The 25,216-nt window shown below is 61.8% G+C and carries 24 protein-coding genes; 19 read left to right on the top strand and 5 right to left on the bottom strand.

What is annotated here, in order from left to right; genetic code table 11:
* The first annotated feature begins 314 nt into the window (after positions 1 to 314).
* The 4 genes from AC097O_RS23820 to AC097O_RS23805 are packed head-to-tail and all read left to right on the top strand — an operon-like array spanning position 315 to position 5,459.
* Positions 315 to 2,423, top strand: a complete 2,109-nt coding sequence (locus tag AC097O_RS23820) for a cytochrome c biogenesis protein ResB (protein ID WP_479595411.1) — start codon at positions 315 to 317, stop codon at positions 2,421 to 2,423.
* A gap of 1 nt (position 2,424) precedes the next feature.
* Positions 2,425 to 3,780 (top strand): c-type cytochrome biogenesis protein CcsB, encoded by a 1,356-nt coding sequence (gene ccsB / locus AC097O_RS23815; RefSeq protein WP_479595410.1) that lies wholly within the window; start codon positions 2,425 to 2,427, stop codon positions 3,778 to 3,780.
* Positions 3,781 to 3,829: 49 nt separating this feature from the next.
* The gene (gene msrP, locus AC097O_RS23810; RefSeq protein ID WP_479595409.1) at positions 3,830 to 4,819 is read left to right on the top strand and encodes a protein-methionine-sulfoxide reductase catalytic subunit MsrP; all 990 of its coding nucleotides are present in this window, start codon (positions 3,830 to 3,832) and stop codon (positions 4,817 to 4,819) included.
* 4 nt (positions 4,820 to 4,823) lie between these two features.
* Complete coding sequence (locus AC097O_RS23805) at positions 4,824 to 5,459, top strand: protein-methionine-sulfoxide reductase heme-binding subunit MsrQ (RefSeq protein WP_479595408.1); 636 nt, start codon at positions 4,824 to 4,826, stop codon at positions 5,457 to 5,459.
* 26 nt (positions 5,460 to 5,485) lie between these two features.
* On the opposite strand, the gene AC097O_RS23800 is transcribed toward AC097O_RS23805, so the two are convergent.
* The 4 genes from AC097O_RS23800 to lptM form a co-directional block, all read right to left on the bottom strand.
* Complete coding sequence (locus AC097O_RS23800) at positions 5,486 to 6,079, bottom strand: Uma2 family endonuclease (RefSeq protein WP_479595407.1); 594 nt, start codon at positions 6,077 to 6,079, stop codon at positions 5,486 to 5,488.
* A 72-nt stretch (positions 6,080 to 6,151) separates the two neighbouring features.
* The gene (locus tag AC097O_RS23795; protein WP_479595406.1) at positions 6,152 to 7,414 is read right to left on the bottom strand and encodes an amino acid deaminase; all 1,263 of its coding nucleotides are present in this window, start codon (positions 7,412 to 7,414) and stop codon (positions 6,152 to 6,154) included.
* 55 nt (positions 7,415 to 7,469) lie between these two features.
* Positions 7,470 to 8,744: a diaminopimelate decarboxylase gene (lysA, locus tag AC097O_RS23790; protein ID WP_479595405.1), complete on the bottom strand. Its 1,275-nt coding sequence runs from the start codon at positions 8,742 to 8,744 to the stop codon at positions 7,470 to 7,472.
* A gap of 135 nt (positions 8,745 to 8,879) precedes the next feature.
* Positions 8,880 to 9,089 carry an LPS translocon maturation chaperone LptM gene (lptM, locus tag AC097O_RS23785; RefSeq protein WP_479595404.1) on the bottom strand — a complete coding sequence of 70 codons (210 nt, stop codon included), beginning with the start codon at positions 9,087 to 9,089 and terminating at the stop codon, positions 8,880 to 8,882.
* An 11-nt stretch (positions 9,090 to 9,100) separates the two neighbouring features.
* Here lptM and cyaY point away from each other — a divergent pair, with 11 nt between their 5' ends.
* The gene (gene cyaY / locus AC097O_RS23780) at positions 9,101 to 9,430 is read left to right on the top strand and encodes an iron donor protein CyaY (protein ID WP_315191909.1); all 330 of its coding nucleotides are present in this window, start codon (positions 9,101 to 9,103) and stop codon (positions 9,428 to 9,430) included.
* Here the strand turns inward: cyaY and AC097O_RS23775 are convergent, their stop codons facing one another.
* Positions 9,431 to 11,824, bottom strand: a complete 2,394-nt coding sequence (locus AC097O_RS23775) for a penicillin-binding protein 1A (RefSeq protein ID WP_479595403.1) — start codon at positions 11,822 to 11,824, stop codon at positions 9,431 to 9,433.
* 223 nt (positions 11,825 to 12,047) lie between these two features.
* Between AC097O_RS23775 and AC097O_RS23770 the strand changes: the two genes are divergently transcribed.
* From AC097O_RS23770 to AC097O_RS23705, 14 genes are all read left to right on the top strand, one after another.
* On the top strand, positions 12,048 to 13,127 hold the full coding sequence (locus AC097O_RS23770; RefSeq protein WP_315191907.1) for a type IV pilus assembly protein PilM: 1,080 nt from the start codon (positions 12,048 to 12,050) through the stop codon (positions 13,125 to 13,127).
* Positions 13,124 to 13,738: a PilN domain-containing protein gene (locus AC097O_RS23765; protein ID WP_479595402.1), complete on the top strand. Its 615-nt coding sequence runs from the start codon at positions 13,124 to 13,126 to the stop codon at positions 13,736 to 13,738. The genes AC097O_RS23770 and AC097O_RS23765 overlap by 4 nt, the downstream gene beginning before the upstream one ends.
* 10 nt (positions 13,739 to 13,748) lie before the next feature.
* Positions 13,749 to 14,423 (top strand): type IV pilus inner membrane component PilO, encoded by a 675-nt coding sequence (locus AC097O_RS23760; protein ID WP_479595401.1) that lies wholly within the window; start codon positions 13,749 to 13,751, stop codon positions 14,421 to 14,423.
* A complete protein-coding gene (locus AC097O_RS23755) occupies positions 14,420 to 14,965 on the top strand; it encodes a pilus assembly protein PilP (protein ID WP_479595400.1) in 546 nt (181 codons plus the stop codon). The genes AC097O_RS23760 and AC097O_RS23755 overlap by 4 nt, the downstream gene beginning before the upstream one ends.
* Before the next feature lie 26 nt (positions 14,966 to 14,991).
* Complete coding sequence (locus AC097O_RS23750; RefSeq protein WP_479595399.1) at positions 14,992 to 17,115, top strand: type IV pilus secretin PilQ; 2,124 nt, start codon at positions 14,992 to 14,994, stop codon at positions 17,113 to 17,115.
* Positions 17,116 to 17,143: 28 nt separating this feature from the next.
* Entirely contained in the window at positions 17,144 to 18,691 is a 1,548-nt protein-coding gene (locus AC097O_RS23745) for an Ig-like domain-containing protein (protein WP_479595398.1), read from the top strand.
* A 2-nt stretch (positions 18,692 to 18,693) separates the two neighbouring features.
* The gene (locus AC097O_RS23740; RefSeq protein WP_479595397.1) at positions 18,694 to 19,230 is read left to right on the top strand and encodes a shikimate kinase; all 537 of its coding nucleotides are present in this window, start codon (positions 18,694 to 18,696) and stop codon (positions 19,228 to 19,230) included.
* 48 nt (positions 19,231 to 19,278) lie between these two features.
* Complete coding sequence (gene aroB, locus AC097O_RS23735; RefSeq protein ID WP_479595396.1) at positions 19,279 to 20,397, top strand: 3-dehydroquinate synthase; 1,119 nt, start codon at positions 19,279 to 19,281, stop codon at positions 20,395 to 20,397.
* An 81-nt stretch (positions 20,398 to 20,478) separates the two neighbouring features.
* Positions 20,479 to 21,600 carry a deoxyguanosinetriphosphate triphosphohydrolase gene (locus tag AC097O_RS23730; RefSeq protein WP_479595395.1) on the top strand — a complete coding sequence of 374 codons (1,122 nt, stop codon included), beginning with the start codon at positions 20,479 to 20,481 and terminating at the stop codon, positions 21,598 to 21,600.
* A gap of 20 nt (positions 21,601 to 21,620) precedes the next feature.
* Positions 21,621 to 22,271 carry a hypothetical protein gene (locus tag AC097O_RS23725; RefSeq protein ID WP_479595394.1) on the top strand — a complete coding sequence of 217 codons (651 nt, stop codon included), beginning with the start codon at positions 21,621 to 21,623 and terminating at the stop codon, positions 22,269 to 22,271.
* 3 nt (positions 22,272 to 22,274) lie between these two features.
* Positions 22,275 to 22,844: a DUF1415 domain-containing protein gene (locus AC097O_RS23720; protein ID WP_479595393.1), complete on the top strand. Its 570-nt coding sequence runs from the start codon at positions 22,275 to 22,277 to the stop codon at positions 22,842 to 22,844.
* Positions 22,825 to 23,700, top strand: coding sequence for a class I SAM-dependent methyltransferase (locus tag AC097O_RS23715; protein ID WP_479595392.1), 876 nt, complete (start codon positions 22,825 to 22,827; stop codon positions 23,698 to 23,700). Before AC097O_RS23720 ends, AC097O_RS23715 begins: the two co-directional genes overlap by 20 nt.
* 2 nt (positions 23,701 to 23,702) lie before the next feature.
* Positions 23,703 to 24,674, top strand: coding sequence for an aldo/keto reductase (locus AC097O_RS23710; RefSeq protein WP_479589398.1), 972 nt, complete (start codon positions 23,703 to 23,705; stop codon positions 24,672 to 24,674).
* Positions 24,675 to 24,683: 9 nt separating this feature from the next.
* Positions 24,684 to 25,079 carry a GlcG/HbpS family heme-binding protein gene (locus AC097O_RS23705; RefSeq protein ID WP_479595391.1) on the top strand — a complete coding sequence of 132 codons (396 nt, stop codon included), beginning with the start codon at positions 24,684 to 24,686 and terminating at the stop codon, positions 25,077 to 25,079.
* The last annotated feature ends 137 nt before the right edge of the window (positions 25,080 to 25,216 follow it).

The following is a 25,216-nucleotide window of genomic DNA, read 5'->3' as shown; positions in this document are numbered from 1 at the left end:
CGGAGACCGCAGCATGGGCTCTCTGCCCATGCAAGGGCTCTGGCAGACAAATCGCCCGATTTCACCCCAACCCGCAGGGCAGATACCTGTTCGGGCGCTCAGCGTTGTTACAAAACCAGCCAAGGCACAAGCCTTGGCTTGGGTTTTGCGCCTAACTGCGCATCCCGAACAGGTATCTGCGCGGCCCTAAAAAGACCTTGAACACGTTCTAAGGCCTGGCGCTTGGGGAACCAAGCGCGCCAATCGTCCCCTAATAGGGCGGGCCCTCGATGACGGCCCGCCCTTTTTATTTTTGCCTTTGAGTTCCTCCTTCCATGTCTGTCAGCACCCACGGCGTTCGCGTCAAGACCCGCTCCCATGCGCTGCGCGCTGCGGTGGAGCTGTTTTCGTCGATGCGGTTTTCGATCTCGCTGCTGACCGTCATCTGCATCGCCTCGGTGATCGGCACGGTGCTTAAGCAGCAGGAGCCGCTGGTCAACTACGTCAACCAGTTCGGGCCGTTCTGGGCCCAGGTGTTTGCGGCAGCCAGCCTGACCACGGTGTACAGCGCCTGGTGGTTCATGCTGATTTTGGCGTTTTTGGTGCTCAGCACCTCGCTGTGCATTGCGCGCAGCACACCCAAGATCTGGGCCGATTTCAAGATTTTTAAGGAAGGTATCCGCGCCCAGAGCCTGAAAGCCTTTGCCCACCACGCCCAGGCCAGCCTGGCGGAATCGCCCGAAGTGGCGGCCCGGCGCATCGGCCAGACCCTGGTCAGCGGCGGCTGGAAGGTGAAGTTGCAGCAACGTGACACCGGTTGGATGGTGGCCGCCAAGGCCGGTGCGGCCAACAAGCTGGGCTACATCGCCGCGCACAGCGCCATCGTGCTGATCTGCATTGGCGGCTTGCTGGATGGCGACCTGGTGGTCAAGGCGCAGATGCTGCTGAACGGCAAATCGGTCTACACCGGCGGCGGCCTGATCGCCGATGTGCCGGTGCAGCACCGCCTGGATGCCAACAATCCCACCTTCCGCGGCAACATCCTGGTGGCCGAGGGCGGGCAAAGCAGCACCGCCATCCTGAACCGGGCCGATGGCGTGGTGCTGCAAGACCTGCCGTTTGCCATCGAGCTGAAGAAGTTCATCGTCGAGTACTACTCCACCGGCATGCCCAAGCTGTTTGCCAGCGACATCATCATCCGCGACAAGGAAACCGGCGCGGCCATTCCCGCCCGCGTAGAGGTCAACCACCCAGCTAACTACAAGGGCGTGGAGATTTACCAGTCCAGCTTTGACGACGGCGGCTCCAAGGTTTCGCTGCGGGCCATGCCCATGGGGGCGGCCACCAAGCCGTTCGAGATCGAGGGCACCATCGGCGGCACCTCGCAGCTCACCCAGGGGGCCGGTGGCGAGAAGCTCACGCTGGAATACACCGCGCTGCGCGTCATCAACGTGGAAAACTTTGGGGCCGACGCCACCTCTTCGGGGGCGGATGTGCGCAAGGTCGATCTGCGCCATGCCATCGACTCACGCCTGGGCGCGGCCAACAAGACGCAAACCCAAAAAGTGCTGCGCAATGTGGGCCCCAGCATCACCTACAAGCTGCGCGACGCCGCAGGCCAGGCCCGCGAGTTCCACAACTACATGCTGCCGGTGGATACCGGCGACGGCGTGCCGGTCTACCTGCTGGGCATGCGCGAGAACCCGGTGGATGCCTTCCGTTACCTGCGCATCCCGGTGGATGGCGAGGGCAGCATGGACAGCTTTACCCGCCTGCGCGCCGCGCTGCTTGACCCGGCCCTGCGCGCCCAGGCGGTGCAGCGCTACGCCGCCAAGGCGGTAGACCCGGCGCGGCCCGAGCTGGCGCAGCAGCTCAGCCTGTCGGCCAACCGCGCCATGGCCCTGTTTGCCGGGACTGAGCCCGGCGGCAAGAACGCCAAGGGCGGCCTGCAGGCGATTGCTGACTTCATCGAAGCCAATGTGCCCGAGGCCGAACGCGAAAAAGCCGGTGCCGTGCTGGTACGTATCTTGAATGGCGTGCTGTTCGAGCTGCTGCAAAGCGCCCAGACCCAGGCCGGGCTGCCGCCCCTGGAGCCCTCGGAAAAGACCCAGGGCTACATGACCCAGGCCGTGTTGGCCCTGAGCGACGTGCAGTTCTATCCCGCGCCCATGGCCTTTGGGCTGACCAACTTCACCCAGGTGCAGGCCAGCGTATTCCAGGTGGCCCGCGCACCCGGCAAGACGGTGGTGTATCTTGGCTGTGCGTTTCTGATCCTGGGCGTGTTTGCCATGCTGTACGTGCGCGAGCGCCGCGTCTGGGTCTGGCTCAGCCAGGGAGATAGCCAAACGGAAGCCAGCATGGCCTTGTCCACCAACCGCAAGACCATGGATGGCGACCGCGAATTTGACCACCTCAAAGCCAAGCTGATTGGGGCGAAAGACTGATATGAACACTTCCACCACGACATCGGCAACCCCTGCCACCATCCAGCTCAACGAGGCCTACTTTGGTAGCCGTAGCGCTTTCGACTGGCTGTTTGCCGCCCTGGTGGTGGCCGGTGGCCTGTTTGCGTTCAGCCGCTACATGGACTTCATGGACGTGTACGAAAAAGGCATCTTGCTGGGAACCGTGCCCGCCGCCATCTGGATCGGCTGGTTCTGGCGACCTTTACGGGTGCTGATGCTGGGGGTGGCGGCGCTGTCGCTGCTGGCGATTTGGTCCTACCAGGTCGATGGGCAGGGTAGCTTGCCGCGCTCCGAAACCGTGTTCTGGTTGAAGTACTTTTTGTCCAGCCAGTCGGCCATTTTGTGGATGAGCGTGCTGTTCTTCATGGCCACCATTTTTTACTGGCTGGGCGTGGTGGCATCCGGCAGCAACAGCGCCAGCATGGAATCCATAGCCACCCGCATTACCTGGGCGGCCGTGACCATGGCCCTGGTGGGCACCATGGTGCGCTGGTACGAAAGCTACCTGATCGGGGCTGACGTGGGCCACATCCCGGTGAGCAACTTGTACGAAGTGTTCGTGCTGTTCTGCTGGCTCACCGCCACCTTTTATTTGTACTTTGAAGCCCAGTACCACACCCGCTCCATGGGGGCGATGGTGATGCTGGTGGTCAGCGCGGCGGTGGGCTTTTTGCTCTGGTACACCGTGGTGCGCGAGGCGCATGAAATCCAGCCCCTGGTGCCCGCGCTGAAAAGCTGGTGGATGAAGCTGCACGTGCCCGCCAACTTCATTGGCTACGGCACCTTTGCCATGGCGGCGATGCTGGCGTTTGGCTACCTCATCAAGCAGCAGGCGCTGGAAACGCGCTGGCACAAGCTCACCCCCCTGTGGCTGCTGGGCGTGGTGCTGTGCTTCATGCCGCTGGTGTTCCGCAAAACCACCACCGAGGCTGGTGGCAGTTACTGGGCGGTGTATTTGCTGATTTCTGCGGCCATCATGGGCGGCATTTTGTGGGGCCGCCAACGCATTGCAGCCCGCTTGCCCAGCTTTGAGGTGCTGGACGACGTGATGTACAAGTGCATCGCCGTAGGTTTTGCCTTTTTCACCATTGCTACCGTGCTGGGGGCTCTGTGGGCGGCCGAGGCCTGGGGCGGCTACTGGAGCTGGGACCCGAAAGAAACCTGGGCCCTGATCGTCTGGCTCAACTACGCCGCCTGGCTGCACATGCGGCTGATGAAGGGCCTGCGCGGCACCGTGGCCGCCTGGTGGGCGCTGGCCGGGCTGGGCGTGACCAGTTTTGCCTTTTTGGGCGTGAATATGTTCTTGAGTGGACTCCACAGCTACGGAACCTTGTAAGACTTTTGCGTCTCGGACGACTGATAGCCAAACCACCAGGATTTCTACCATGTTGATCAAGACCCACTCCGACGGCTTTCTCCACCCCGCATCGAGCGAGATCACGCCGCAGCGCGTCTACACCGGGCGGCGCGACATGGTCAAGCTGATGGCCAGTGGAGTCGCCGGGGCAGCATTGGCCACCTGGGCGGGCCGTGAAGCCATGGCCCAGGGCTCAGGCAAGCTGGCCCCGCTGGTCGGCGCCAAGTCGGCGGTGGCGGGGGCTGCGGTGATGGAAAAAATCACGCCCTACAAGGACGCATCCACCTACAACAATTTCTACGAGTTCGGCACCGACAAGTCCGACCCCGCGCAAAACGCCCACACCCTGAAAACCACGCCCTGGACGGTGGAGATCGAGGGCCTGGTCAAAAAGCCCGCCAAATACGCGCTGGAAGACCTGCTCAAGCTGGCCCCCATGGAAGAGCGTATTTACCGCCTGCGCTGCGTGGAGGGCTGGTCCATGGTGATCCCGTGGATGGGCTACTCGCTGAGCGCGCTGATCAAGGCGGTGGAGCCGCTGGGCAGCGCCAAGTTTGTCGAGTTCGTCACCCTGGCCGACCCCAAGACCATGCCGTTTGTGGGCTCACGGGTGCTGTCGTGGCCCTACGTGGAAGGCCTGCGCATGGACGAAGCCATGCATCCCCTGGCGCTGCTTACTTTCGGCATGTACGGCGAGGTACTGCCCAACCAGAGCGGCGCGCCGGTGCGCATGGTGCTGCCGTGGAAATACGGCTTCAAGAGCGGCAAGAGCATTGTCAAGATACGCTTCACCGACAAGCAGCCCGCCACCGCCTGGAACAAGGCCGCCGCCAACGAGTACGGTTTTTATTCCAACGTCAATCCCAACGTGGACCACCCGCGCTGGAGCCAGGCCACCGAGCGCCGCATCGGCGAAGACGGCCTGTTTGCCAAAAAGCGCAAAACCCTGATGTTCAACGGCTACGAGGCGCAGGTGGGCCAGCTCTACGCCGGGCTGGACCTGACCAAAAACTTCTAAAACCATGAACAAGCTGTTGCTCCACCCCGCTGCCAAGCCGGGTGTGTTTGTGCTGTGCCTGCTGCCTTTTCTGTGGCTGGTCTATGGCGCGTTTACCGACGGCCTGGGGGCCAACCCCGCCGAGCACCTGATCCGCGCCACCGGCTCCTGGACGCTGCGCTTTATCTGCATCGTGCTGGCCGTCACGCCCCTGCGCACCCTCACCAACACCCCTGGCCTGGCGCGCTTTCGGCGGATGCTGGGGCTGTACGTGTACTTTTATGTGGTGCTGCACCTGCTGAGCTACAGCTGGTTCGACATGGGCTTTGACGTGCCCGATATCGCCAAAGACATCGCCAAGCGGCCGTTCATCCTGGTGGGTTTCCTGGCCTTTGTGCTGCTCACCCCGCTGGCCGCCACCTCGTTTAACCGCGCCATCAAGGCGATGGGAGCCAAACGCTGGCAGACCTTGCACAAGCTGGTCTACGCCATTGCCGGGCTGGGGTTGTTGCACTTTTTCTGGATGCGGGCGGGCAAGAACAACTTTGCCGAGGTGGGTGTGTACGCCGCCATCATCGCCGTGCTGCTGGGCTGGCGCGTGGCCCAATATTTCAAGAAAAAAGGCCTCCAGCGCCCATCGAATAAGCGTGTAGTGCTATAAAAATCAGTATTTTGATCTGATCGGTGTCAAGACTCAGCCGAGGCCGCCTCTGCCGCGCCCGTGTCCACATCTTCAAACACAGTCTCCATCGGTAAGCTCAAGCCCACAGACTCCAAACGGCAGCTAGGCTCGCCCGCGTAGTCGTGCAACAGCCATTCATTGTTGGGTTGGCGGCGGTAGATTTCGATGCGCCGGGTGTCCACATCAATGAGCACAAACTCCTGCAAGGCCGCTATTTGTCGGTAGGCGACAAACTTGGCGCCCCGGTCGTAGGCGGCGGTGGAGGCGGACAAAATTTCCACGATCAGCTTAGGGTGCTCTACAAACAAGTCGGCCCGGCGGTCGCGCTCGTCGCAGGTAGCCATCACATCGGGGTAAAAGAAGGCATTGGCCGCCGCAACGTGCAGCTTCATGTCGGCAATAAAGGGCAGGCATGGCGAGCCCCGCAGGTGCTCTCGTAGCGCGGCTCCTATATTCAAGGCTACAGTTGCATGCGTGCGCCGTACGCCCACCGTGGCGAACACTTCTCCTGCCACGTATTCGGAGCGATGGGGCTGCTCGGCCTCCCAGGCCAGGTAGGCATCGGCATCAAAGTGGGGTTGGCTCAGGGGTAGTCCCATGTAAGTTTCCTGGTGTGCTGCTGTCACTAGGGAATCTTAGCGGGTGTTGGCTGCGGAATGCCAGTTGTGACTTCAAAACTCGGTGTGAATGGCCCCGGTGACGCGGCCATCGTCTTCCACCACCGCCATCCAGCGCCATTTGTCAAACGTGGTGCAGGGGTGTGAAATGCCCAGCACCACGCGGTCGCCCACCTGGGGCACCACCCCTGCGGGGTCAAAGCGCAGGTAGGCGTGCTGGTCGTTCAATGCGCTGATGTGCCAGTCGGGCGGTGTTGCTATATTTTTAGTAGCTGCTTGCGCCCCATGCATAAGCGGTAGCGGCATTTCCAGGTCATAAGAAATATCGCGGCGGCCACAGGTGAGCAGGGCCAGACCGGGCTCGGGCACCGACTGCACCAGCGTCCACACCGACAGGGCGGCGCGCAAGGAGCTGTCCAGCCCCTCGCGCTGCTCCAACTTTTTCAGATACCGGGCGTAGTTGCCGTCGTCGTGGGTGATGTAGCAACCCGAGCGCAGCACACCGGTAAAGGGGCGCGACAAACCCTGGGTGCGCAGCAGCGGCAGCACCAGGTCGAACACGGCAGACCCTCCGGCGGACACCAGCAGCTCTTCGCCCTGCCACAGGGCTTCGGCATCCACCGCCCGCACCACCTCGGTGACGCGGCGCAGCAGGGCCGTGACTTCGCTGGCATCGTGGGCGCTGTCGCAACGGGCCACGCCGCCCTCGTAGCATTCGATGCCGCCCAGGCGCACCGCCGGGGACGCAGCCAGCGCACGGGCCAGGGCCATGGCCTGCTCGGCGGTACGGCAGCCGGTACGCTGGCCGGGAATGCCCATTTCCAGCAGCACATCAAACGGTACGGTGGCTTGGCGCTTCTGCGCCCAGTCTTGGATCAAATCCAGTTGCGCCAGCGAATCCACCAGAAACCAGATCTTGAGGCCGGGCTGCGAAGCCAGCAGCGCCGCCAGCGCGTCAAAGTCGGCATCGCAGACCACCTGGTTACAGATGACGATGCGGCGCGCCCCGGCGGCCACACCCACCCGCGCCTGGTACACCGTGGCAAAGCTCAGGCCCCAGGCCCCGGCAGCCAGTTGCTGGGCAAACAGCTCGGGCGACATGGTGGTTTTGCCGTGCGGGGCCAGCACCACGCCCTTGCGCTCGGCATAGGCCTGCATCCAGGCGATGTTGTGCGCCAGCGCAGACCGGTTCAGTACGGCCAGCGGAAACGCCAGGTCATTGGCCAACAGGTTCCAGCCCCTACCTGCCAGGTCGCTGGCCTGCACCGGGGCGGTCGCCGGGAAGCTCTTCAAGTGCGTATCGAGGATGATGGACATGAAATACCAGCCCTGTGCTTATGGAATGGCGCTTTTGTGCTATCAAAATGATAATTTAAGCGACCAGCTTTTCAAACCGGATCTGGTCGGCAATCGACTCGCGGGTCCGGATGAGGTGGGCGGCTGCACCATCCACCAGCACCTCGGCAGGGCGGCCCCGGCTGTTGTAGTTGCTGGCCATGCTCATGCAGTAGGCCCCGGCCGACAGCACGGCCAGCAGGTCGCCGGGCTGCACCGCCAGGTCGCGGTCGCGGCCAATCCAGTCGCCGCTTTCGCACACCGGACCGACCACATCGACCAGCGTGGTGGCCTCCGTCCGGGGAGCCAGCGGCACTATGCAATGGAAGGCCTGGTACATGGCGGGGCGGGGCAGGTCGTTCATGGCCGCGTCGATGATGGCGAAGTTCTTTTGCTCGCCGGGCTTGAGGTACAGCACCTCGGTGAGGCACACGCCCGCGTTGCCTACCAGCGAGCGGCCGGGCTCAACCATTAGCTGGCGCTGGCCGTAGCCGCGTGCGTCCAGCTTGGCCAGCAGTTGGTGCCACAGCGCGTCGGCTGCGGGCGGGGTGTCGTCCTGGTAGTTGATGCCCAGGCCACCGCCAAAGTCGATGTGGTGCAGGGTGATACCGGCGGCCTCGATGGCATCCACCAGGTCCAGCACGCGGTCCATCGCGTCCAGGTACGGGGTTTCCTCGGTGATCTGGCTGCCGATGTGGCAGTCGATGCCCACCACGCGCAGGCCGGGCAGGCTGGCGGCGCGCTGGTAGGTGGCCAGGGTTTCTTCGTGGGCAATGCCAAACTTGTTGCCCTTGAGCCCGGTGGAGATGTAGGGGTGGGTCTTGGGGTCGACGTTGGGGTTCACGCGGATGCTGACCGGCGCGCGCAGACCCATGGACAACGCGACTTCGTTCAAAACTTCCAGTTCGGCGGTGCTTTCCACGTTGAAGCAGCCGATGGCCACGCCCAGCGCATGGCGCATTTCGGCCCGGGTCTTGCCCACGCCGGAGAAGATCACCTTGGAGGCCACCGCACCGGCGGCCAGCACCCGCGCCAGCTCGCCGCTGGAGACGATGTCAAAGCCGCAGCCGGCCTGGGCAAACACCTGCAGCACGCCCAGCGACGAATTGGCCTTCATGGCGTAGCAAATCTGCGCCTTGCGGCCCGCAAAGCCGCGCTGGTAGGCGGCCAGGGCTTCCAGCATGGAGGCTTTGGAGTAGACGAACAAAGGCGTGCCGTGGGCCTGGGCCAGGGCGGCGAGCGGCTGGCCTTCGATGCACAGGGCGTTATTTTGGTAGGCGATGTGGGGGTGGCCGGGCAGGGGGGATGTCATGGGTGTGGATGCAAAAAAGGTTAGCGCAATGGTAGTGCGGTGGCCCGCGCCCATCCATAGCAAATGCACGGTGCTTGCGGTGGGTGGCCGGGGTTTTGCAGGGATCTGGGGGGTAAGGCCTGCAAATTATCGAAATTACGGTGCGGAGGCCGGGGAAGCTGGGGCGGAGGGTTTCAGCACCTCGGGAGTCAAGGTTTGGGGCAGCGTGGCGCGGCGCGTACTGGCCGGTTCCGTGGGGTGGTAGAGCTCGCCTTTTTGGCCGCAGCCTCCCAGAAAGGCGAGGCTTGCGACCATGGTGGCGGCAAGGACGGGGCGGCTGACTAGAATTTGGCTTAACTTCAACATGGCGAAATTGTATGACCGACCCCGAATTCATGGACCGCGCGGAAATTTTGCTCCAAGCCGTGGAGGCCAGCTGCGACCGCATCAACGACAGCACCGATGCCGATATCGACAACCAGCGCACCGGCGGCATGGTCACCCTGACCTTCCCCAACCGCAGCCAGATCATCATCAATCTGCAAAAGCCGCTGCAGGAAGTCTGGCTGGCCGCCAAGTCGGGTGGCTACCACTACAAGTTTGATAGCGATCAGTGGCTAGACACCAAGGGCCAGGGCGAGTTTTTTGCCAGCCTGACGCGCGATGCCAGCGCGCAGTCTGGGCTGGCGCTGGAATTTAAGCCGTAGCTAGTTTTTAAATAGATCAATGATGCGGTTGCGCTCTTCGTTGGCCGGGGGCGGCGGTGTGGCCGCGCCATTTCCGCCATTGCTCGGAGCGGTCTGCGCATCGTCCACGCCCAGGCTGGTCACGCCGGTGCTGCGGCCGTATTCGGAATAGAACCAGTCGCCACCGGCGTTGGTCACGCCTTCGGGCGGCACGGGCACCACCACCGGCACGCCGCTCAGGGCGGTTTCCATGAAATTGATCCACACCGGCAGGGCCAGGCCACCGCCGGTTTCGCGCGCGCCCAGGTTGCGTGGCGTGTCGTAGCCGATCCAGGTGATGGCGGTCAGCGTGGGCTGGTAGCCTGCAAACCAGGCATCGATGGAGTCGTTGGTGGTGCCGGTCTTGCCGTATACGTCAGGGCGTTTCAGGGTGCGCTGGGCAGCCGCCGCCGTGCCGCGCAGGGTCACCTCGCCCAGCAGGTTGGTCATCATGAAGGCGTTGCGCGGGCTTATGGTGCGCACCGACTCGTCCAGCACGGGGACCTTGGTTTCCACCAGCACTTTGCCTTTATGGTCGGTGACCTTGGCCACCAGCCAGGGGTTGACACGGTAGCCGCCATTCGCAAACACCGCGTAGGCCGAGGCCATTTGCATGGGCGTGACCGAGCCCGCGCCCAGCGCCATGGTCAGGTAGGGGGGGTGTTTTTCGGGGTCAAAACCGAAGTTTGTGATCCATTCCTGCTCTTTCTTGGGGCCGATGGCCTGCAGCAGACGGATGGAGACCATGTTTTTCGACTTGGCCAGCGCGGTGCGCATGGTCATGGGGCCTTCAAACTTGCCGTCGTAGTTTTTGGGCTCCCAGGGCTGGCCGCCGGTCACGCCTGCGTCAAAAAACAGCGGTGCGTCGTTGACGATGGTGGCGGGGGTAAAGCCGTTTTCCAGGGCGGCTGAATAGATAAAGGGCTTGAAGCTGGAGCCTGGTTGCCGCCAGGCCTGCGTCACGTGGTTGAACTTGTTCTTTTGAAAGTCAAAGCCGCCTACCAGGGCCTTGATGGAGCCGTCGCGCGGGTCCAGCGCCACAAATGCGCCTTCCACTTCGGGCAACTGGGTGATTTCCCAGGTGCCTTTGGCCGTTTTCACCACGCGGATGATGGCGCCGCGCCGGATCTTGATGTTGGGCGGGGCTTTGTCGGACAGGCCCGACTGCGCAGGTTTGAGGCCGTCGCCGGTGATGTCCACCACGTCGCCGTTCTGGCGTACGGCGTTGATCTTCTTGGGGTTGGCATTCAACACCATGGCCGACATCACGTCGCCGTTGTCGGGGTGGTCTACCAGGGCGTCGTCGATCGCGTCGTCCAGGTCGGCCGGGTCGGTGGGCAGATTGACGAACTTCTCCGGGCCGCGGTAGATCTGGCGGCGCTCAAAGTCCATCAGGCCCCGGCGCAAGGCCTTGTAGGCGGCATCCTGGTCGCGGGCATTGAGCGTGGTGTAGACGTTCAGGCCCCGGGTGTAGGTTTCTACGCCGTACTGGGCAAACATCAGTTGGCGCACGGTCTCTGTCACGTATTCGGCGTGGATGCGGTCACCGGCACTACCGGTGCGCACCTGCAACTCTTCCTTGCGGGCAGCGTTGGCCTGGTCTTCGGTGATGAAGCCGTTTTCTTCCATGCGGGTGATGATGTGCTGCTGGCGGATCTTGGCGCGGGTGGGGTTGGCGATCGGGTTGTAGGCCGAAGGCGCTTTGGGCAGGCCCGCGAGCATGGCGGCTTCGGCGATGCTGAGATTCTTCAGGGGTTTGCCAAAGTAGGTTTCCGCCGCCGTGGCAAAGCCATAGGCGTGGTTGCCCAGGAAGATCTGGTTCATGTAGATCTCGAGGATCTGGTCCTTGCTCAGCGCGTGTTCGAGCTTGAAGGTCAGCAAGATCTCGTAGATCTTGCGGGTGTAGCTTTTTTCGGCCGACAAATACACGTTGCGCGCCACCTGCATGGTGATGGTGGAGGCTCCCTGGCTTTTCATGCGGCCCATATTGGCCACGGCTGCGCGCACCATGCCTTTGTAGTCCACGCCGCCATGCTGGTAGAAGCGCGCGTCTTCAATCGCCAGCACGGCATCTTTCATCACCTGCGGGATGTCCTTGATGGGGGTCAGGCTGCGGCGTTCTTCGCCAAACTCGGCCAGCAAGATGCCTTCGGCCGAGTACACCCGCAGCGGCAGTTTGGGGCGGTAGTCCGAAAGCTCGGAAATATCGGGCAAATTGGGGTAGGCCACGGCCAGTGCCACGCCCACCACCATGGTCAGCACCAACACGCCCGCCAGTGCCAAGCCCAGCGTCCAACCCAGCAGGCTCAGGGCCCATGCCAATATCCGTGAGCCCGGAGCTGCTGGGGGAGTGTTAGACGGAGATTTTGAAGGCATAGGACACAGCGAGCAGAAAAAGAAAAAAGGGAGGGCGGCAACCGCAAATCGCCCCCATTTTGCCCTTACGCTCGGGGCTGTTCGCCAAGAGCGTGCGTGTACTTTTGGCAACGCTCTGTAGATTTACGTGTGGAAATATGCTTTGCTGGGGGTTAGGCTTACTGATAGCATCCCCGTCAAATGTTAATTTTTGTAGCATTCTGCTCAGTACCGGGAGAAAGATTTGATCTCATTGGGATCGTTGTTCAGTCGCAAACCCCAGCCGTTGCTGGGTCTTGACATCAGTTCGTCCAGTCTCAAGCTGGTCGAGCTGGACCATGATGCGGTCGGAAACCTGGTGCTTAAGCGTTGCGCAATTGAGCCTTTGGAGCGCGGTTGGATCACCGATGGCAATATCGAAAAGTTCGACGAGGTCGCAGAGGCCATGCGTCGGCTGGTGAAAAAAAGCGGCACCCGCACCAAGAACGTAGCCATGGCCTTGCCGCCTTCTGCGGTGATTACCAAACGCATTGTTCTGCCGGGCGGACTGTCAGACCTGGAGCTTGAAGTGCAGGTCGAATCGGAAGCCAACCAATACATCCCTTTTTCGCTCGACGAGGTGAGCCTGGACTTTTGCGTGGTCGGCCCCAGCGCCAGTTCGGCGGGCGATGTGGACGTGCTGATTGCCGCTTCGCGCAAGGAAAAAGTGCAAGACCGCCAAGGTCTGGCCGAAGCTGCCGGACTGAACCCCGTGATTCTGGACATCGAGTCGTATTCGGCGCGGTTGGCCACCTCGCGTCTGATTGAGCGCATGGCCAACCGGGGTGCAGATGCCCTGGTGGCCTTGTTTGAAGTCGGGGCCCTGGCCACCAGCATGCAGGTGATTTGCAACGACGAAGTGCTGTACGAGCGCGACCAGGCCTTTGGTGGGGCCCAGTTGACCCAGCTCATCGTGCGCCAGTACGGTTTTTCGCAGGAAGAGGCCGAGAGCAAAAAACGCAGCGGTGATCTGCCCGAGGACTACGGCAGTGTGGTGTTGCAGCCCTTTGTGGAAAGTCTGGCCCAGGAAGTGGGCCGGGCCTTGCAGTTCTTCTTTACCAGCACGCCTCATAACAAGGTGGACCACGTGCTGTTGGCCGGTGGCTCCGCATCCTTGCCTGGCCTGACCGAGGCCGTCACCCAGCATGCATCCTTTGCCTGCAGCCTGGTCAACCCGTTTGAAGGCATGGAGATGGGCAACGATGTTCGGTTGAAAAAAGTGCTGCGCGAAGCGCCTTCGTACCTCACCTCGTGTGGGTTGGCCATGCGGAGGTTTCTGCAGTGATCCTGATCAATCTATTGCCGCACCGCGAGGCGGCTCGGGCGCGCAGGCGCGAGACCTTCCAGGTGATGTTGGCGCTTTCGGCTTTGCTGGGCGCAGCCCTCATTGGTGCCGGGTTCCTGTGGTACGAGGCCCAGATCTCGGGCCAGCAAGAGCGCAACGGGAAATTGACCCAGGCGGTTGCGGTGCTGGACGGCCAGATCAAGGAAATCGCCAACATCGAATCGGAAATCAAAGCCCTGACCGAGCGCCAGAAAGCCGTAGAAGACCTGCAAGCCGACCGCAATCTGCCGGTTCATTTACTCAATGAACTGGTGAAACAGCTGCCAGATGGAACCTATATCACCAGCCTGAAGCAGGAAAATCAAAGCGTCACCATCCAGGGTGTGGCCCAGTCCAATGAGCGCGTATCGGAGCTGCTACGCAATCTGGCCAACAACACGCCCTGGCTGTCCAAACCGGATCTGGTGGAAATCGTGGCAAGCAACGTGAGCCTGACTGCGCGAGACCAGCGGCGGGTGGCCAAATTCAATTTACGGGTGCGTTTGATGCGTTCCAGCGAAGTGCAAAAAACCATTGAATCGGCGGCATCTGCTCCGGTCGCCAGCCCCTAGCAAAAGTGCCATGGCTACAAAAAAACCTTCCGTGAATATCGACTTCAAGGCCATGCAGGATTCGCTGCAGCGGCAGTTTCGCGACCTGAACCCCAACGACCCGTCTGTGTGGCCCACGGTGCCGCGCTATCTGTTGTTCTTTGTGGTGGTGCTGGCGGTGGTCGCCGGCCTTTGGTACACCTGGCTCAGCAGCTACGAAGAAGAGCTGATCGCCGAGCAAACCCAGGAAGCCCAGCTACGCGAAACCTACACCGCCCGGCTGGGCAAGGCCGTGAATCTGGAGGCCCTCAAAAAGCAGCGCGAACAGATCCAGCAGTACGTAACGCAGCTCGAAAAGCAGTTACCCAGCAAAGCCGAAATGGCCGCCTTGCTGTCGGATGTCAACCAGGCCGGTCTGGGACGCAGCCTGCAGTTTGAAGTGTTCCGCCCGGGCCAGGTGGTGGTCAAAGACTATTACGCCGAGCTGCCGATTGCCGTGCGGGTCACTGGCAAGTACCACGACATGGGGGCCTTCGCATCGGATGTCGCCAACTTATCCCGCATCGTGACGCTCAATAATCTATCCATCAGCCCCGTGAATGCCGCCAGCCAGGACGGCATGCTGTCCATGGAAGTGACCGCCAGAACCTTCCGCTACCTCGATACCGAAGAAATCGCTGCGCAAAAGCCGGGAGCCAAAAAATGAGATGGTTTCCCTTTGTGGTTCTGGGTAGTTTGGCTGCAGTCCTGCTGGCGGGGTGCAGCGTCTCCGGAGAGGATGAATTGCTGCAGTGGATGGCGGACCAGCGCAACCAGGTCCACCCCCGCGTCATCCCCTTGGTGGAGCCCAAGAAATTTATCCCCCAGGCCTATACCCAAGAAGGCCTGGTGGACCCGTTCAGCCTGCAAAAGCTGACGCAGGCGCTCAAGCGCGACTCCACCCAAAGCGTGGCCAACACCGCGCTGATCGCGCCCGAGATGTCGCGCCGCAAAGAGGCGCTGGAAGCCTACCCGGTGGATTCCATGGTGATGGTGGGCAGCTTGCGCAAAGCCGGTCAGCCGGTGGCCCTGGTCAAAATCGATAACCTGCTCTACCAGGTGCGTGTGGGCAACTATCTGGGTTTGAACTACGGCCGGGTCATGAAGATCGATGAATCAGAACTTACGTTACGGGAAATTGTGCAGGACTCGACCGGAGACTGGATCGAGCGGCCCGCTAGTTTGGTGCTACAAGAGGGAGCGAAATGAATAAGCAGAATCGAATGGGGTGGCACATGCTAGACCGTAAGCTGGAAAAGTTTGCCGCGGCGCTGGTCTTGGCACTAACCTCGGTGGCCGCGCATGCGCAAGCCACCATTGAGTCCGTCACTGGCTCCATCCAGGGGGGCGCCGAGGTCATCCGCATCGACCTCAGTGAACCACTGGCGGCCCTGCCGTCGGGGGTGTCTATCCAGTCACCCGCCCGCATCGCGCTCGATTTTCCGGGCGTGTCCAACGGCATTGGCCGCTCGTCCATCGATGTGAACCAGGGTAACCTGCGCTCTGTCAATGTGGTGCAGGTCGGTGACCGTTCGCGCATTGTGCTTAACCTGAAACAGGCCACCTCGTACAAGGCCGAACTCAAAGGCAAGTCGATCCTGGTGGTGCTGGATGCCGTGGCAGCCGCGGCCCCCGTTGCCAGTGCAACGCCTACCTTTGCCGATGCAGGCAGCCGTGACAAGGCTCCGCTGCGAGACATCGACTTCCGCCGGGGCGACGACAACGCCGGCCGCATCATCGTGGCCTTGCGCAACACCCAGGTGGGTGTGGACGTGCGCCAGCAAGGGCAAAACCTGGTGGTGGAGTTTCTGAACTCCAGCTTGCCTGAGGGCCTGCGCCGCCGCCTCGACGTAGCCGACTTCGGTACACCCGTGCAAAACATCACCACCACCCAGGTGGGCGACCGCGTGCGCATGCTCATCGAGCCCAAGGGCGCATGGGACCATAGCGCCTACCAAAGTGACGGCCAATTCGTGGTCGAAATCCGGCAGCAAAAAACCGACCCCACCAAATTGGTCCAGGGCACGGGCTATGCCGGCGAAAAACTGTCGCTGAACTTCCAGAACATCGAAGTCCGCGCGCTGCTGCAAGTGATTGCCGACTTCACCAACTTCAACGTGGTCACCTCCGACTCCGTCACCGGCTCCGTGACCCTGCGGCTGAAAGACGTACCCTGGGACCAGGCCCTGCAAATCATCATGGACTCCAAAGGCCTGGGCATGCGCAAGTCGGGCTCGGTGCTGTGGATAGCGCCCAAGGACGAAATCGACGCCCGTACCAAGAAAGACCTGGAATCTGCCGCCTCCATGCAGGCGCTCGAGCCCTTGGTCACCCAGTCGTTCCAGCTCAATTACGCCAAGGCGGGCGACATCGTCACCCAACTCGGCGGCTCAACCACCGGAAGCAACAGCAACATGCCCCGCTTCCTCAGCTCGCGCGGCACCGTGATTTCTGAGCCCCGTACCAACCAGATTTTTGTCAACGACATCCCCAGCCGCATCGCTGCGGTGCAGGACCTGATCAAAAAGCTGGACATCGCCGTGCGCCAGGTGCTGATCGAGGCCCGTATCGTGGAAGCCTCCGACACCTTCGGCAAATCTTTGGGTGTCAAGCTCGGCAGCACTGCGGGCAGCTCCACCACGGCGGGTGTGGCCGCCGGCAGCGTAGGCTTGTCGGGCAACACGCGTTTCACCGTGGGCACCAGTTACAACAATGTTGTCGCCAGCAACGGCTCCAGTGGCTCGGCGGTCGATACCACCAGCAACTTTGTGAACATGCCTGCAGTGGGCCAGGGCGGCTACGACGCAGCCGCCTTTGCCCTGTCGATTTTCAGCAGTGCTGCCAACCGCTTCCTGAACCTGGAAATCTCGGCCCTGGAAAACGACGGCAAGGGCAAGCTCGTGTCCAGCCCGCGCATCGTCACCGCCGACCAGACCAAGGCGCTGATCGAGCAAGGCACCGAGTTCCCCTACCAGCAAGCCACCTCCAGCGGTGCCACCTCCGTAGCTTTCCGCAAGGCGAATCTGAAGCTGGAAGTCACCCCCCAGATCACCCCCGAGGGCAACATCATCCTCGACCTGGACATCAACAAAGACAGCCGTGGTGAGACCACCTCGGCCGGTATTGCCATCGATACCAAACACATCAAGACACAGGTTTTGGTAGAAAACGGCGGTACAGTGGTGATCGGCGGTATCTTTACATTGGACGAAACCGACAGTATTACCAAGGTGCCCGTGCTGGGCGATATTCCGTATTTGGGCAACCTCTTCAAGTCCAAATCGCAAGCCAGCACCAAGAAGGAAATGCTGGTCTTCATTACGCCAAAAATGATTGTGGAACGCGCAAGCTCGCGCTAAGAAATACTGACAACGGAGCAGGGAAAAAATGATGCGTTATTTAAAGGTGTGGGCGCTGGTGTTGCTGGCGTTGGTGATCGCGGCTTGTGGGGGAGGGGGGAATCCGGGTGGGACACCTTCCACGGGTGGTGGCACTGGTGGTACGACTGGTCCTACCTTGACGTTGGAAGTTCTAAGTGGCTCTGGAGTCAGCGCCAGTGCTATATCTACGGTGGAGGTCGCTGTTGCAAAAGTGACTTTGCTAGATGCAAATTCTGCTCCGATCAAAGGCGTTATCGTCACCTTTACAGGAGGTGCACTTTTAACCGTTTCTCCCACCTCTGCCACTGCTTTGACTGATGCAAATGGGCAGGCAACGGTTGAAATTCGTGCTACGACAATCTCGTCTCAAGGTGCAACGTTAGTCGGTGCGTCGGCGACGGTGTCCTCCACTATCACGGTAACAGCGCAAAAAGCAATTGCTATTACCAGTGCGCCAGCTACGGGAGTAGTTAACCCACAGGATTTAGCTAATGCGCTTAATTTTCTGGATACCAACCCGGCCGATAAGTCAATAGTTTTGGCGGGATCGGGAGGGAGTGGTCGCTCTGAGTCCGCTACGTTGCGATTCAGAGTGGTTGATAAAAATAATACGCCAGTAAAAGGTGCGTTGGTCAATTTCAGTGTTATTCCTCCAACTGCAGTTAATCTAAATATTACATCTGCAACGAGTGATAGTGATGGCGTAGTTTTGACAACCGTTTCTTCGAAGACTATTGCAACTGCGGTTGTTGTAAAAGCTACGGTAGATGGTAAGTCTATAACATCGCAGTCAGACCAGTTGCTAGTTACTACGGGAGTTGCAACTCAGGCGGGATTTGATTTGTCTGCATCGAAATTTAATTTAAATGCGGATCTTTCTGGTGATTCTTCGATTATTACGGTGCGTATCGTGGATACAAATGGCAATCCGGTAGCGGATAATGTTCCGGTTGTTTTCACTGCGGACTCTGGCGCTGTTGGATCGTCCTCAAGGGGCGGTTGTGTCACCTTGAATGGTGCATGTTCTGTTACTTACACTGTACAAAACCCTCGCCCTGCGGATGGGCAGCTGATTACCGTAGTTGCCTCTACGCAGGTCGGAACGGGAACCAGTATCAGTGATGAGATATATTTGTCTGCGGTCAGTCCTGGCTCGCTTGGTTTATTTAGTGCGGCAGATTCTTCAGGTGCAGAGATAACGGAATTGAATCTCGCAGGAGTAGCGCCAGTAAATGGTGTTTGTGCTAACACATTTAATTATTTTGTTGGAACACCAGGAGTATTGGCGGCCCCTTCCGGCACCACCGTGGGTATGACCGGTTCGGTGACAGGTTTGACCGCTTCGATCACGTCCGGAGGCACGATACTTGATTCACGTCCATCGACAGTACGATCGCCTTTGATATTTAGTGTTACCGCTTCGACTGCCTCAACTGACAGTCCTCCTTGCGTAGCAAATGGTGCAACGATCAGTACAGTTCAACTGCTGGTCAAATTTACCGTCGGTACCATTTCTAGCACGAGGCCGATTGCCGTGAAATATCGCTCCTTGTAAAAATGCCCTCTAGTGTAGGTAGGGTTTCCCTCGTCGGCCTCCCCGGCTCCGGTAAATCCACCGTCGGCCGCCAGCTTGCCCGGCGGTTGCAGGTTCCTTTCATCGACTCGGACCACGTGATCGAGCAGCGCATCGGCTGCTCGATCCGTGAGTTTTTCGAGCGCGAGGGAGAGCCGCGTTTCCGCGACGTCGAGGCCGAGGTGATCGAGGCATTGACCCAGAACGGCCCGGGCGTGCTGGCCACGGGCGGCGGCACGGTGCTGCGGCCTGCCAACCGGGAGGCGCTGCACAGCCGAGGCCAGGTGGTGTATTTGCGCTCCAGCCCCGAAGAGGTTTTCCGCCGGGTGCGCCACGATGTAAACCGGCCTTTGCTGCAAGTGGCCGATCCTCTGAACCGGCTGCGCGATTTGTTCGCTATTCGCGACCCGCTGTACCGCGAAACGGCTCACTTTGTGATCGAAACTGGGCGGCCTTCGGTGTCTACTCTGGTCAACATGATCATCATGCAGTTGGAACTCGGCGGCGCTCCACCAACTTGAGTATGCGGGGCGCGTAAGTGCCCGGGCTTCCCCTTAAACTGTGTGGCTATGCCCGCAACCACACAGACCATCGCCACCCAAACCGTCCAGATTGCCCTGGGCGACCGCAGCTATCCCATCGCCATCGGCACTGGCTTGCTGGACAACCCGGCCACCTGGGCCGACCTGCCGCGCGCGGCCACGGCGCTGATCGTCACCAACTCCACCGTCGGCCCGCTGTACGCCCAGCGCCTGCAGGCCGCGCTGCACAGCCATTACGCCACCATCCACACCGTGGTGCTGCCGGATGGCGAGGCGTATAAAACCTGGGAAACCCTGAACCTGATTTTTGATGCGCTGCTGGGCCACGGCTGCGACCGCAAAACTGTGCTGTTTGCCCTGGGCGGCGGTGTGGTGGGCGACATGACCGGCTTTGCCGCCGCCAGCTACATGCGCGGCGTGCCCTTTGTGCAGGTTCCGACCACGCTGCTGGCGCAGGTGGATTCGTCGGTGGGCGGCAAAACCGCCATCAACCACCCGCTGGGCAAGAACATGGTGGGCGCGTTCTACCAGCCTTGCAAGGTGGTCTGCGACCTGGACACGCTGGCCACGCTGCCCCCGCGCGAGCTCAGCGCCGGGCTGGCCGAAGTCATCAAGTACGGGCCTATTGCCGACATGGCCTTGCTGGACTGGCTGGATGCGCACATGGATGCCTTGCGCGCAGGCGACGTGGCCGCCCTGGCCCATGCGGTGCGGCGCAGTTGCGAGATCAAAGCCTTTGTGGTGGGCCAGGACGAGCGGGAAGCCGGGCTGCGCGCCATTCTGAACTTTGGCCACACCTTTGGCCACGCCATCGAGGCGGGCATGGGCTATGGTGCGTGGCTGCATGGCGAGGGCGTGGGCAGCGGCATGGTGATGGCCGCGCAACTGTCGCAGCGGCTGGGCCTGATCGACGCGGCCCTGGTGCAGCGCCTGACCCAACTCATCCAGCGCGCGGGCCTGCCCACCGTGGGCGCGGTGCTGGACACTGCCGACAACGCCGGTCGCTACCTGCAACTGATGCGGGTGGACAAAAAATCCGAAGCGGGCGAGATCAAGTTCGTGCTGATCGGCCCACCCGGCACCGCCACCGTGCGCGGCGCGCCCGATGCCCTGGTGCGGGCGGTGGTGGATGCCTGCTGCGCCTAAGCCACTCGCCATGTTTGCTATTGATATGGTAGCTTGTCGTGCTTATGGAATAAGCGCTAGAGGCCTATTCTTTATAAATTCATGCCATTAGCCGTCTACGCCTGTGACCCGGCCCTCACCCGGGGCCGCCGCTTCTTTGAAGCACCCGCACCCACCCGCACCGAGTTCCAGCGCGACCGCGACCGCATCGTCCACTCCACCGCGTTCCGCCGCCTGGTCTACAAAACCCAGGTGTTCCTGAACCACGAGGGCGACCTGTTCCGCACCCGGCTCACGCATTCGCTGGAGGTGGCGCAGCTGGGCCGCTCCATCGCCCGTGCGCTGGACCTGAACGAAGACCTGGTCGAGGCGATTGCCCTGGCCCACGACCTGGGCCACACCCCGTTTGGCCACGCCGGGCAAGACGCGCTGAACGCCTGCATGGCCGAGTTTGGGGGCTTCGAGCACAACCTGCAAAGCCTGCGCGTGGTGGACGCGCTGGAAGAGCGCTACCCGCTGTTCGACGGCCTGAACCTCACGTTTGAAACCCGCGAGGGCATCCTCAAACACTGCTCCCGCGCCAATGCCGAGCAGTTGGGCGATGTGGGCCTGCGCTTTCTGGACCGCACCCAGCCCAGCCTGGAAGCCCAGCTCTGCAACCTGGCCGACGAGATCGCCTACAACGCCCACGACATTGACGATGGCGTGCGCTCCGGGTTGATCACGCTAGACCAGTTGCAAGACGTGCCGCTGGTCGCCCATTTCCACCAGCAAACCCTGGCCGAGCACCCGCAGCTAAAAGGCCGCCGCGTGCTGTACGAGTCCATCCGCCGCATGCTCAGCGCCCAGGTGTACGACGTGATCGCCGCCACCCAGGCCGCCTTGCAAGCCGCGCAGCCGCAGAGCGTGGACGCTGCCCGCCGGTGCGCGCCGCTGCTGTGTTTTAGCCCGGCCATGCGCGCGCAGTCGCTGGAGCTCAAGCGCTTTTTGATGAAGAACCTGTACCGCCATCCCCAGGTGATGGCCATGACCACGCAAGCGCAAACCATGGTGCACGAGCTGTTCAGCGCCTACCTGGCCGCGCCGCAGGAAATGGCCCCTGGCTTTGCGGCCCGGGCCGCGCTGGGGGCCCCGCGTGCCGTGGCCGACTACCTGGCTGGCATGACCGACCGTTTCGCCGCCCGCGAGCACGAGCGGCTGACGGGGCAAAGACTGCTTGGATAGATAACAACAAAGAGACACCCGTGAGCTTCCTCAACCAACTCAAAACCCAGGCCCACGCCCTGCGCAGCCAGCAAAATGCCGCCCAGATGTCGGCCGAGGCCCGCGTGGCGCAAACCGAGGCCGCCTGCCAGACGGTAGCCACCTACCTGGCCGATTTGGCCCAGCAGCTCAACGTCATCCACCCGCCCGCGCCCGCCTTCACGCTGGACGGCAAAACCCCCTGGCCCGCGATGAAGATGGCCGACTTTCGCTGCGACGTGCGGCAAAAGCGTGTGCGCGGTGTCGATGTGACCGACTACATCGGCATGGGCTGGCGCGTGCTGCCCCAGGCCGGGCCGCCGGTGAAGGCGGCGGTCAGCGTCAACTTCCCGCCCGAGCTGGAACGTGTCGAAGCCCGGCTGGCGCTGGGCCACCTGAAGCATGACCGGCGGGAGCAGCGCCACCCCGACACCAACAAGCTGCTGGCCATCCGCTTCGAGTACACCACCGAGCTGCTGGGCAGCGTGCGCGTCACCCCCGACCACGAGCAGTCGCGCATCGCGTTTCGCATCAGCAACGCCACCGGTTTCGAGGTGCACACCACCGAGCTGGCGGCGGCCGACATCAACCCCGCCGTGCTGGACGAACTGGCCCGTCTGCTGGTGGCCCAGCCCAGCCGTTTTCTGCGTTAGGCCATGGCAAACGATGCTACCGTGATAGCCGACATGCGCCGCTGGCTGGAGCGCGCCGTGATCGGCCTGAACCTGTGCCCCTTCGCCAAAGCCGTGCACACCAAGGGCCAGATCCACTACGCCGTGAGCGCCGCCACCGACACCGAAGGCTTGCGCCAAGACTTGATTCATGAGCTAAAAGAGCTGCTCGTGCTGGACCCATCGGCACGAGATACTACGCTTTTGATAGCGCCCCATGTGCTGCACGACTTCCTGGACTACAACGACTTCGTGGGCCGTTCCGAGCGATTGCTGCGCAAGATGGACCTGGAAGGCGTGGTGCAGATCGCCAGTTTCCACCCCGACTTCCAGTTTGCGTTCACCGAGTTCGACGACATCACCAACGCCACCAACCGCGCCCCGTACCCCTGCCTGCACCTGCTGCGCGAGGCCAGCATCGACCGGGCTGTGGCCGCCTTTCCCGAGGCGGAAACCATCTTCGAGCGCAACAAGGCGACGATGGAGGCGCTAGGGCAGGGCGGATGGGATGCATTAGGCGTGGGAAAATCACCCGATGAAGACCCCCAAAAATAAGCCGGTAACCGCACCCACGCTGCCGCCCGAAATCGATCCCGCCCAGTCCGTCGAGCTGCTCAAAGAGCTGCACATCCTCACCATTGAGGGCAAGCTCAACCAGGACTCGCGCCGCAAGCTCAAGCAGGTCTACCACCTGTTCCAGTTCATTGAAAAGCTGTTGGGCGAGTTGCCTGCCAGCAGCACCGGCCTGACTCTGGCCGACCACGGCGCGGGCAAGTCCTACCTGGGCTTCATCGTCTACGACCTGTACTTCAAGGCCCTGGGTGTCGGCCACATCTATGGCATCGAGACGCGCGCTGAGTTGGTCACCAAATCGCAAGAACTCGCCGCGCGCCTGGGCTTTGGGCGCATGTCGTTCCTGAACCTGAGCGTGGCCGAATCCACCCATTCGGCCCTGCTGCCCGAGCGCATCGACGTGGTCACCGCCTTGCATGCTTGCGACACCGCCACCGACGACGCGATTGCTTTTGGCCTGCAAAAAAACGCCCGCGCCATGGTGCTGGTGCCCTGCTGCCAGGCCGAAGTGGCTGCCTGCCTGCGCCAGAACAAGGCCTTGAATGGCAGCAAAACGCCCTTGTCCGAACTCTGGCGGCACCCGCTGCACACCCGCGAAATGGGCAGCCAGATCACCAACGTACTGCGCTGCCTGTACCTGGAAGCCTGGGGCTACCAGGTCACCGTGACCGAGCTGGTCGGCTGGGAGCACAGCATGAAAAACGAGCTCATCATCGCCAAGCACATTGGCCAGAAAAAGCGTGCGGCGGCAGAGCGGCTCACGGCCCTGCTGGCCGAGTTTGGCCTGTCGGCCCTGCTGGCGACGCGATTCAAGTTGCCCGAAACACCTGGAGCCTGACCATGCCAACCTTGCCCCTAAACACTTTTTTGCCCCAGGCCAGCCCGCTGGTACTGGGCTGCATGGGCCTGGGCGGCGGCTGGGACGCGCAGCCACTGTCCGAATCGGACGTGGACAAGGCCCAGGCCGCCACCGAGGCTGCGCTGGCAGCGGGCATCACCCTGTTTGACCATGCCAACATTTACACGTTGGGCAAGGCCGAAGAGAGTTTTGGCCGCCTGTTCCAGCGCCAGCCGTCGCTGCGGCAAAGCCTGTTGCTGCAGTCCAAATGCGGCATCCGGTTTGCCGATGCGGATGGCCCCAAGCGTTACGATCTGTCGGCGCAGCACATCGTGGACAGCGTGGACGCGATATTGCGCCGCCTGCAAACCGACTACCTGGACGTGCTGATCCTGCACCGGCCCGACCCGCTCATGCAGCCCGCCGAGGTGGCCCAGGCCTGGCAGCAGATCAAGGCGGCGGGCAAGGCGCGCTTTTTGGGTGTCTCGAACATGCACGCCGCGCAAGTAGGCTGGTTGCAACAGGCGCTGGACGAGCCGCTGGTGGTCAACCAGCTGGAGATGAGCCTGCTCAAGCGCGACTGGCTGGAATCTGCCACCGGCTTCAACGACCCGCAGGGCGCATCGTCGCTCGCGTGGGACGGCACGCTGGAATACGCCCAGCAGCACGGCCTGCAGCTCCAGGCCTGGGGCGCTTTGGCGCGCGGCTGGTTCAGCGGCGCAGCGCCTGCCGATGCGCCACCCGCGGTGCGCGGGGCGGCGGATTGCGTGCAGCAACTGGCCCAATCCCACGGCGTGGCTGCTGAAGCCATCGTGCTGGCCTGGCTGATGCAGCACCCGGCGCGCATCCAGCCGGTGATCGGCACCACCGACCCCCAACGCATCCGCGCCTGCGCCCAGGCCACCCAGGTGACCCTCAGCCGGGGCGCGTGGTACCAGCTTTATGAGGCCGCCCGAGGCCGCGAACTGCCCTGAAAGCACGCCATGTTGACCTCAGAAAACGCCTTGCACGCCCTCCAGTTGACCACCGCCGAACAGGCCGGTAAGCAACAGCCCGTGTCCATCGCCATCAGCGACAGCCACGGAGAACTTGTGGCGTTCGTCCGCATGGACGGTGCCAGCCTGCACAGCGGCGTGGTGGCCCAGAACAAGGCCTACACCGCCGCGCGCGACCGCCAAGCCACGGCGGACCTGGGTGCCTGGAGCCGCAGTTCCGGGCGCAGCATGGGCTACTGGTCCGACCCGCGCTTTACCGGCTTTGGCGGCGGACTGCCCCTGCGCGTTAACGGCGAGGTCGTGGGCGCAGTAGGTGTCAGCGCACTGAGCGAAGACGAGGATGTGCTGGTGGCCCAGGCCCTCGTTGCACGTTTGTTGGCCTGAAAAATTAATAGGGGTCAGAACCTCATGGCACTAGGATAAGAAGAATTGCCCTGCAAGCAAGGGGTGGGCAGAGCCGCTGACAGTGATAGTCTGGAGTTGCAAAACGAACCAGAAATCAAAAGGACTCAGCCCAGTTG

This window comes from Rhodoferax sp. LS1P39, from assembly GCF_056521425.1.
Note: the sequence above shows the minus strand (reverse complement) of the source record. Positions and strands in the feature narration are given on the sequence as shown.

Coding starts and splice junctions, on each gene's coding strand:
- AC097O_RS23820 (WP_479595411.1), top strand. CDS start 315: ATGTCTGTCAGCACCCACGGCGTTCGCGTCAAGACCCGCTCCCATGCG.
- ccsB (WP_479595410.1), top strand. CDS start 2,425: ATGAACACTTCCACCACGACATCGGCAACCCCTGCCACCATCCAGCTC.
- msrP (WP_479595409.1), top strand. CDS start 3,830: ATGTTGATCAAGACCCACTCCGACGGCTTTCTCCACCCCGCATCGAGC.
- AC097O_RS23805 (WP_479595408.1), top strand. CDS start 4,824: ATGAACAAGCTGTTGCTCCACCCCGCTGCCAAGCCGGGTGTGTTTGTG.
- AC097O_RS23800 (WP_479595407.1), bottom strand. CDS start 6,079: ATGGGACTACCCCTGAGCCAACCCCACTTTGATGCCGATGCCTACCTG.
- AC097O_RS23795 (WP_479595406.1), bottom strand. CDS start 7,414: ATGTCCATCATCCTCGATACGCACTTGAAGAGCTTCCCGGCGACCGCC.
- lysA (WP_479595405.1), bottom strand. CDS start 8,744: ATGACATCCCCCCTGCCCGGCCACCCCCACATCGCCTACCAAAATAAC.
- lptM (WP_479595404.1), bottom strand. CDS start 9,089: ATGTTGAAGTTAAGCCAAATTCTAGTCAGCCGCCCCGTCCTTGCCGCC.
- cyaY (WP_315191909.1), top strand. CDS start 9,101: ATGACCGACCCCGAATTCATGGACCGCGCGGAAATTTTGCTCCAAGCC.
- AC097O_RS23775 (WP_479595403.1), bottom strand. CDS start 11,824: ATGCCTTCAAAATCTCCGTCTAACACTCCCCCAGCAGCTCCGGGCTCA.
- AC097O_RS23760 (WP_479595401.1), top strand. CDS start 13,749: ATGGCTACAAAAAAACCTTCCGTGAATATCGACTTCAAGGCCATGCAG.
- AC097O_RS23755 (WP_479595400.1), top strand. CDS start 14,420: ATGAGATGGTTTCCCTTTGTGGTTCTGGGTAGTTTGGCTGCAGTCCTG.
- AC097O_RS23750 (WP_479595399.1), top strand. CDS start 14,992: ATGCTAGACCGTAAGCTGGAAAAGTTTGCCGCGGCGCTGGTCTTGGCA.
- AC097O_RS23745 (WP_479595398.1), top strand. CDS start 17,144: ATGATGCGTTATTTAAAGGTGTGGGCGCTGGTGTTGCTGGCGTTGGTG.
- AC097O_RS23740 (WP_479595397.1), top strand. CDS start 18,694: ATGCCCTCTAGTGTAGGTAGGGTTTCCCTCGTCGGCCTCCCCGGCTCC.
- aroB (WP_479595396.1), top strand. CDS start 19,279: ATGCCCGCAACCACACAGACCATCGCCACCCAAACCGTCCAGATTGCC.
- AC097O_RS23730 (WP_479595395.1), top strand. CDS start 20,479: ATGCCATTAGCCGTCTACGCCTGTGACCCGGCCCTCACCCGGGGCCGC.
- AC097O_RS23720 (WP_479595393.1), top strand. CDS start 22,275: ATGGCAAACGATGCTACCGTGATAGCCGACATGCGCCGCTGGCTGGAG.
- AC097O_RS23715 (WP_479595392.1), top strand. CDS start 22,825: ATGAAGACCCCCAAAAATAAGCCGGTAACCGCACCCACGCTGCCGCCC.
- AC097O_RS23710 (WP_479589398.1), top strand. CDS start 23,703: ATGCCAACCTTGCCCCTAAACACTTTTTTGCCCCAGGCCAGCCCGCTG.
- AC097O_RS23705 (WP_479595391.1), top strand. CDS start 24,684: ATGTTGACCTCAGAAAACGCCTTGCACGCCCTCCAGTTGACCACCGCC.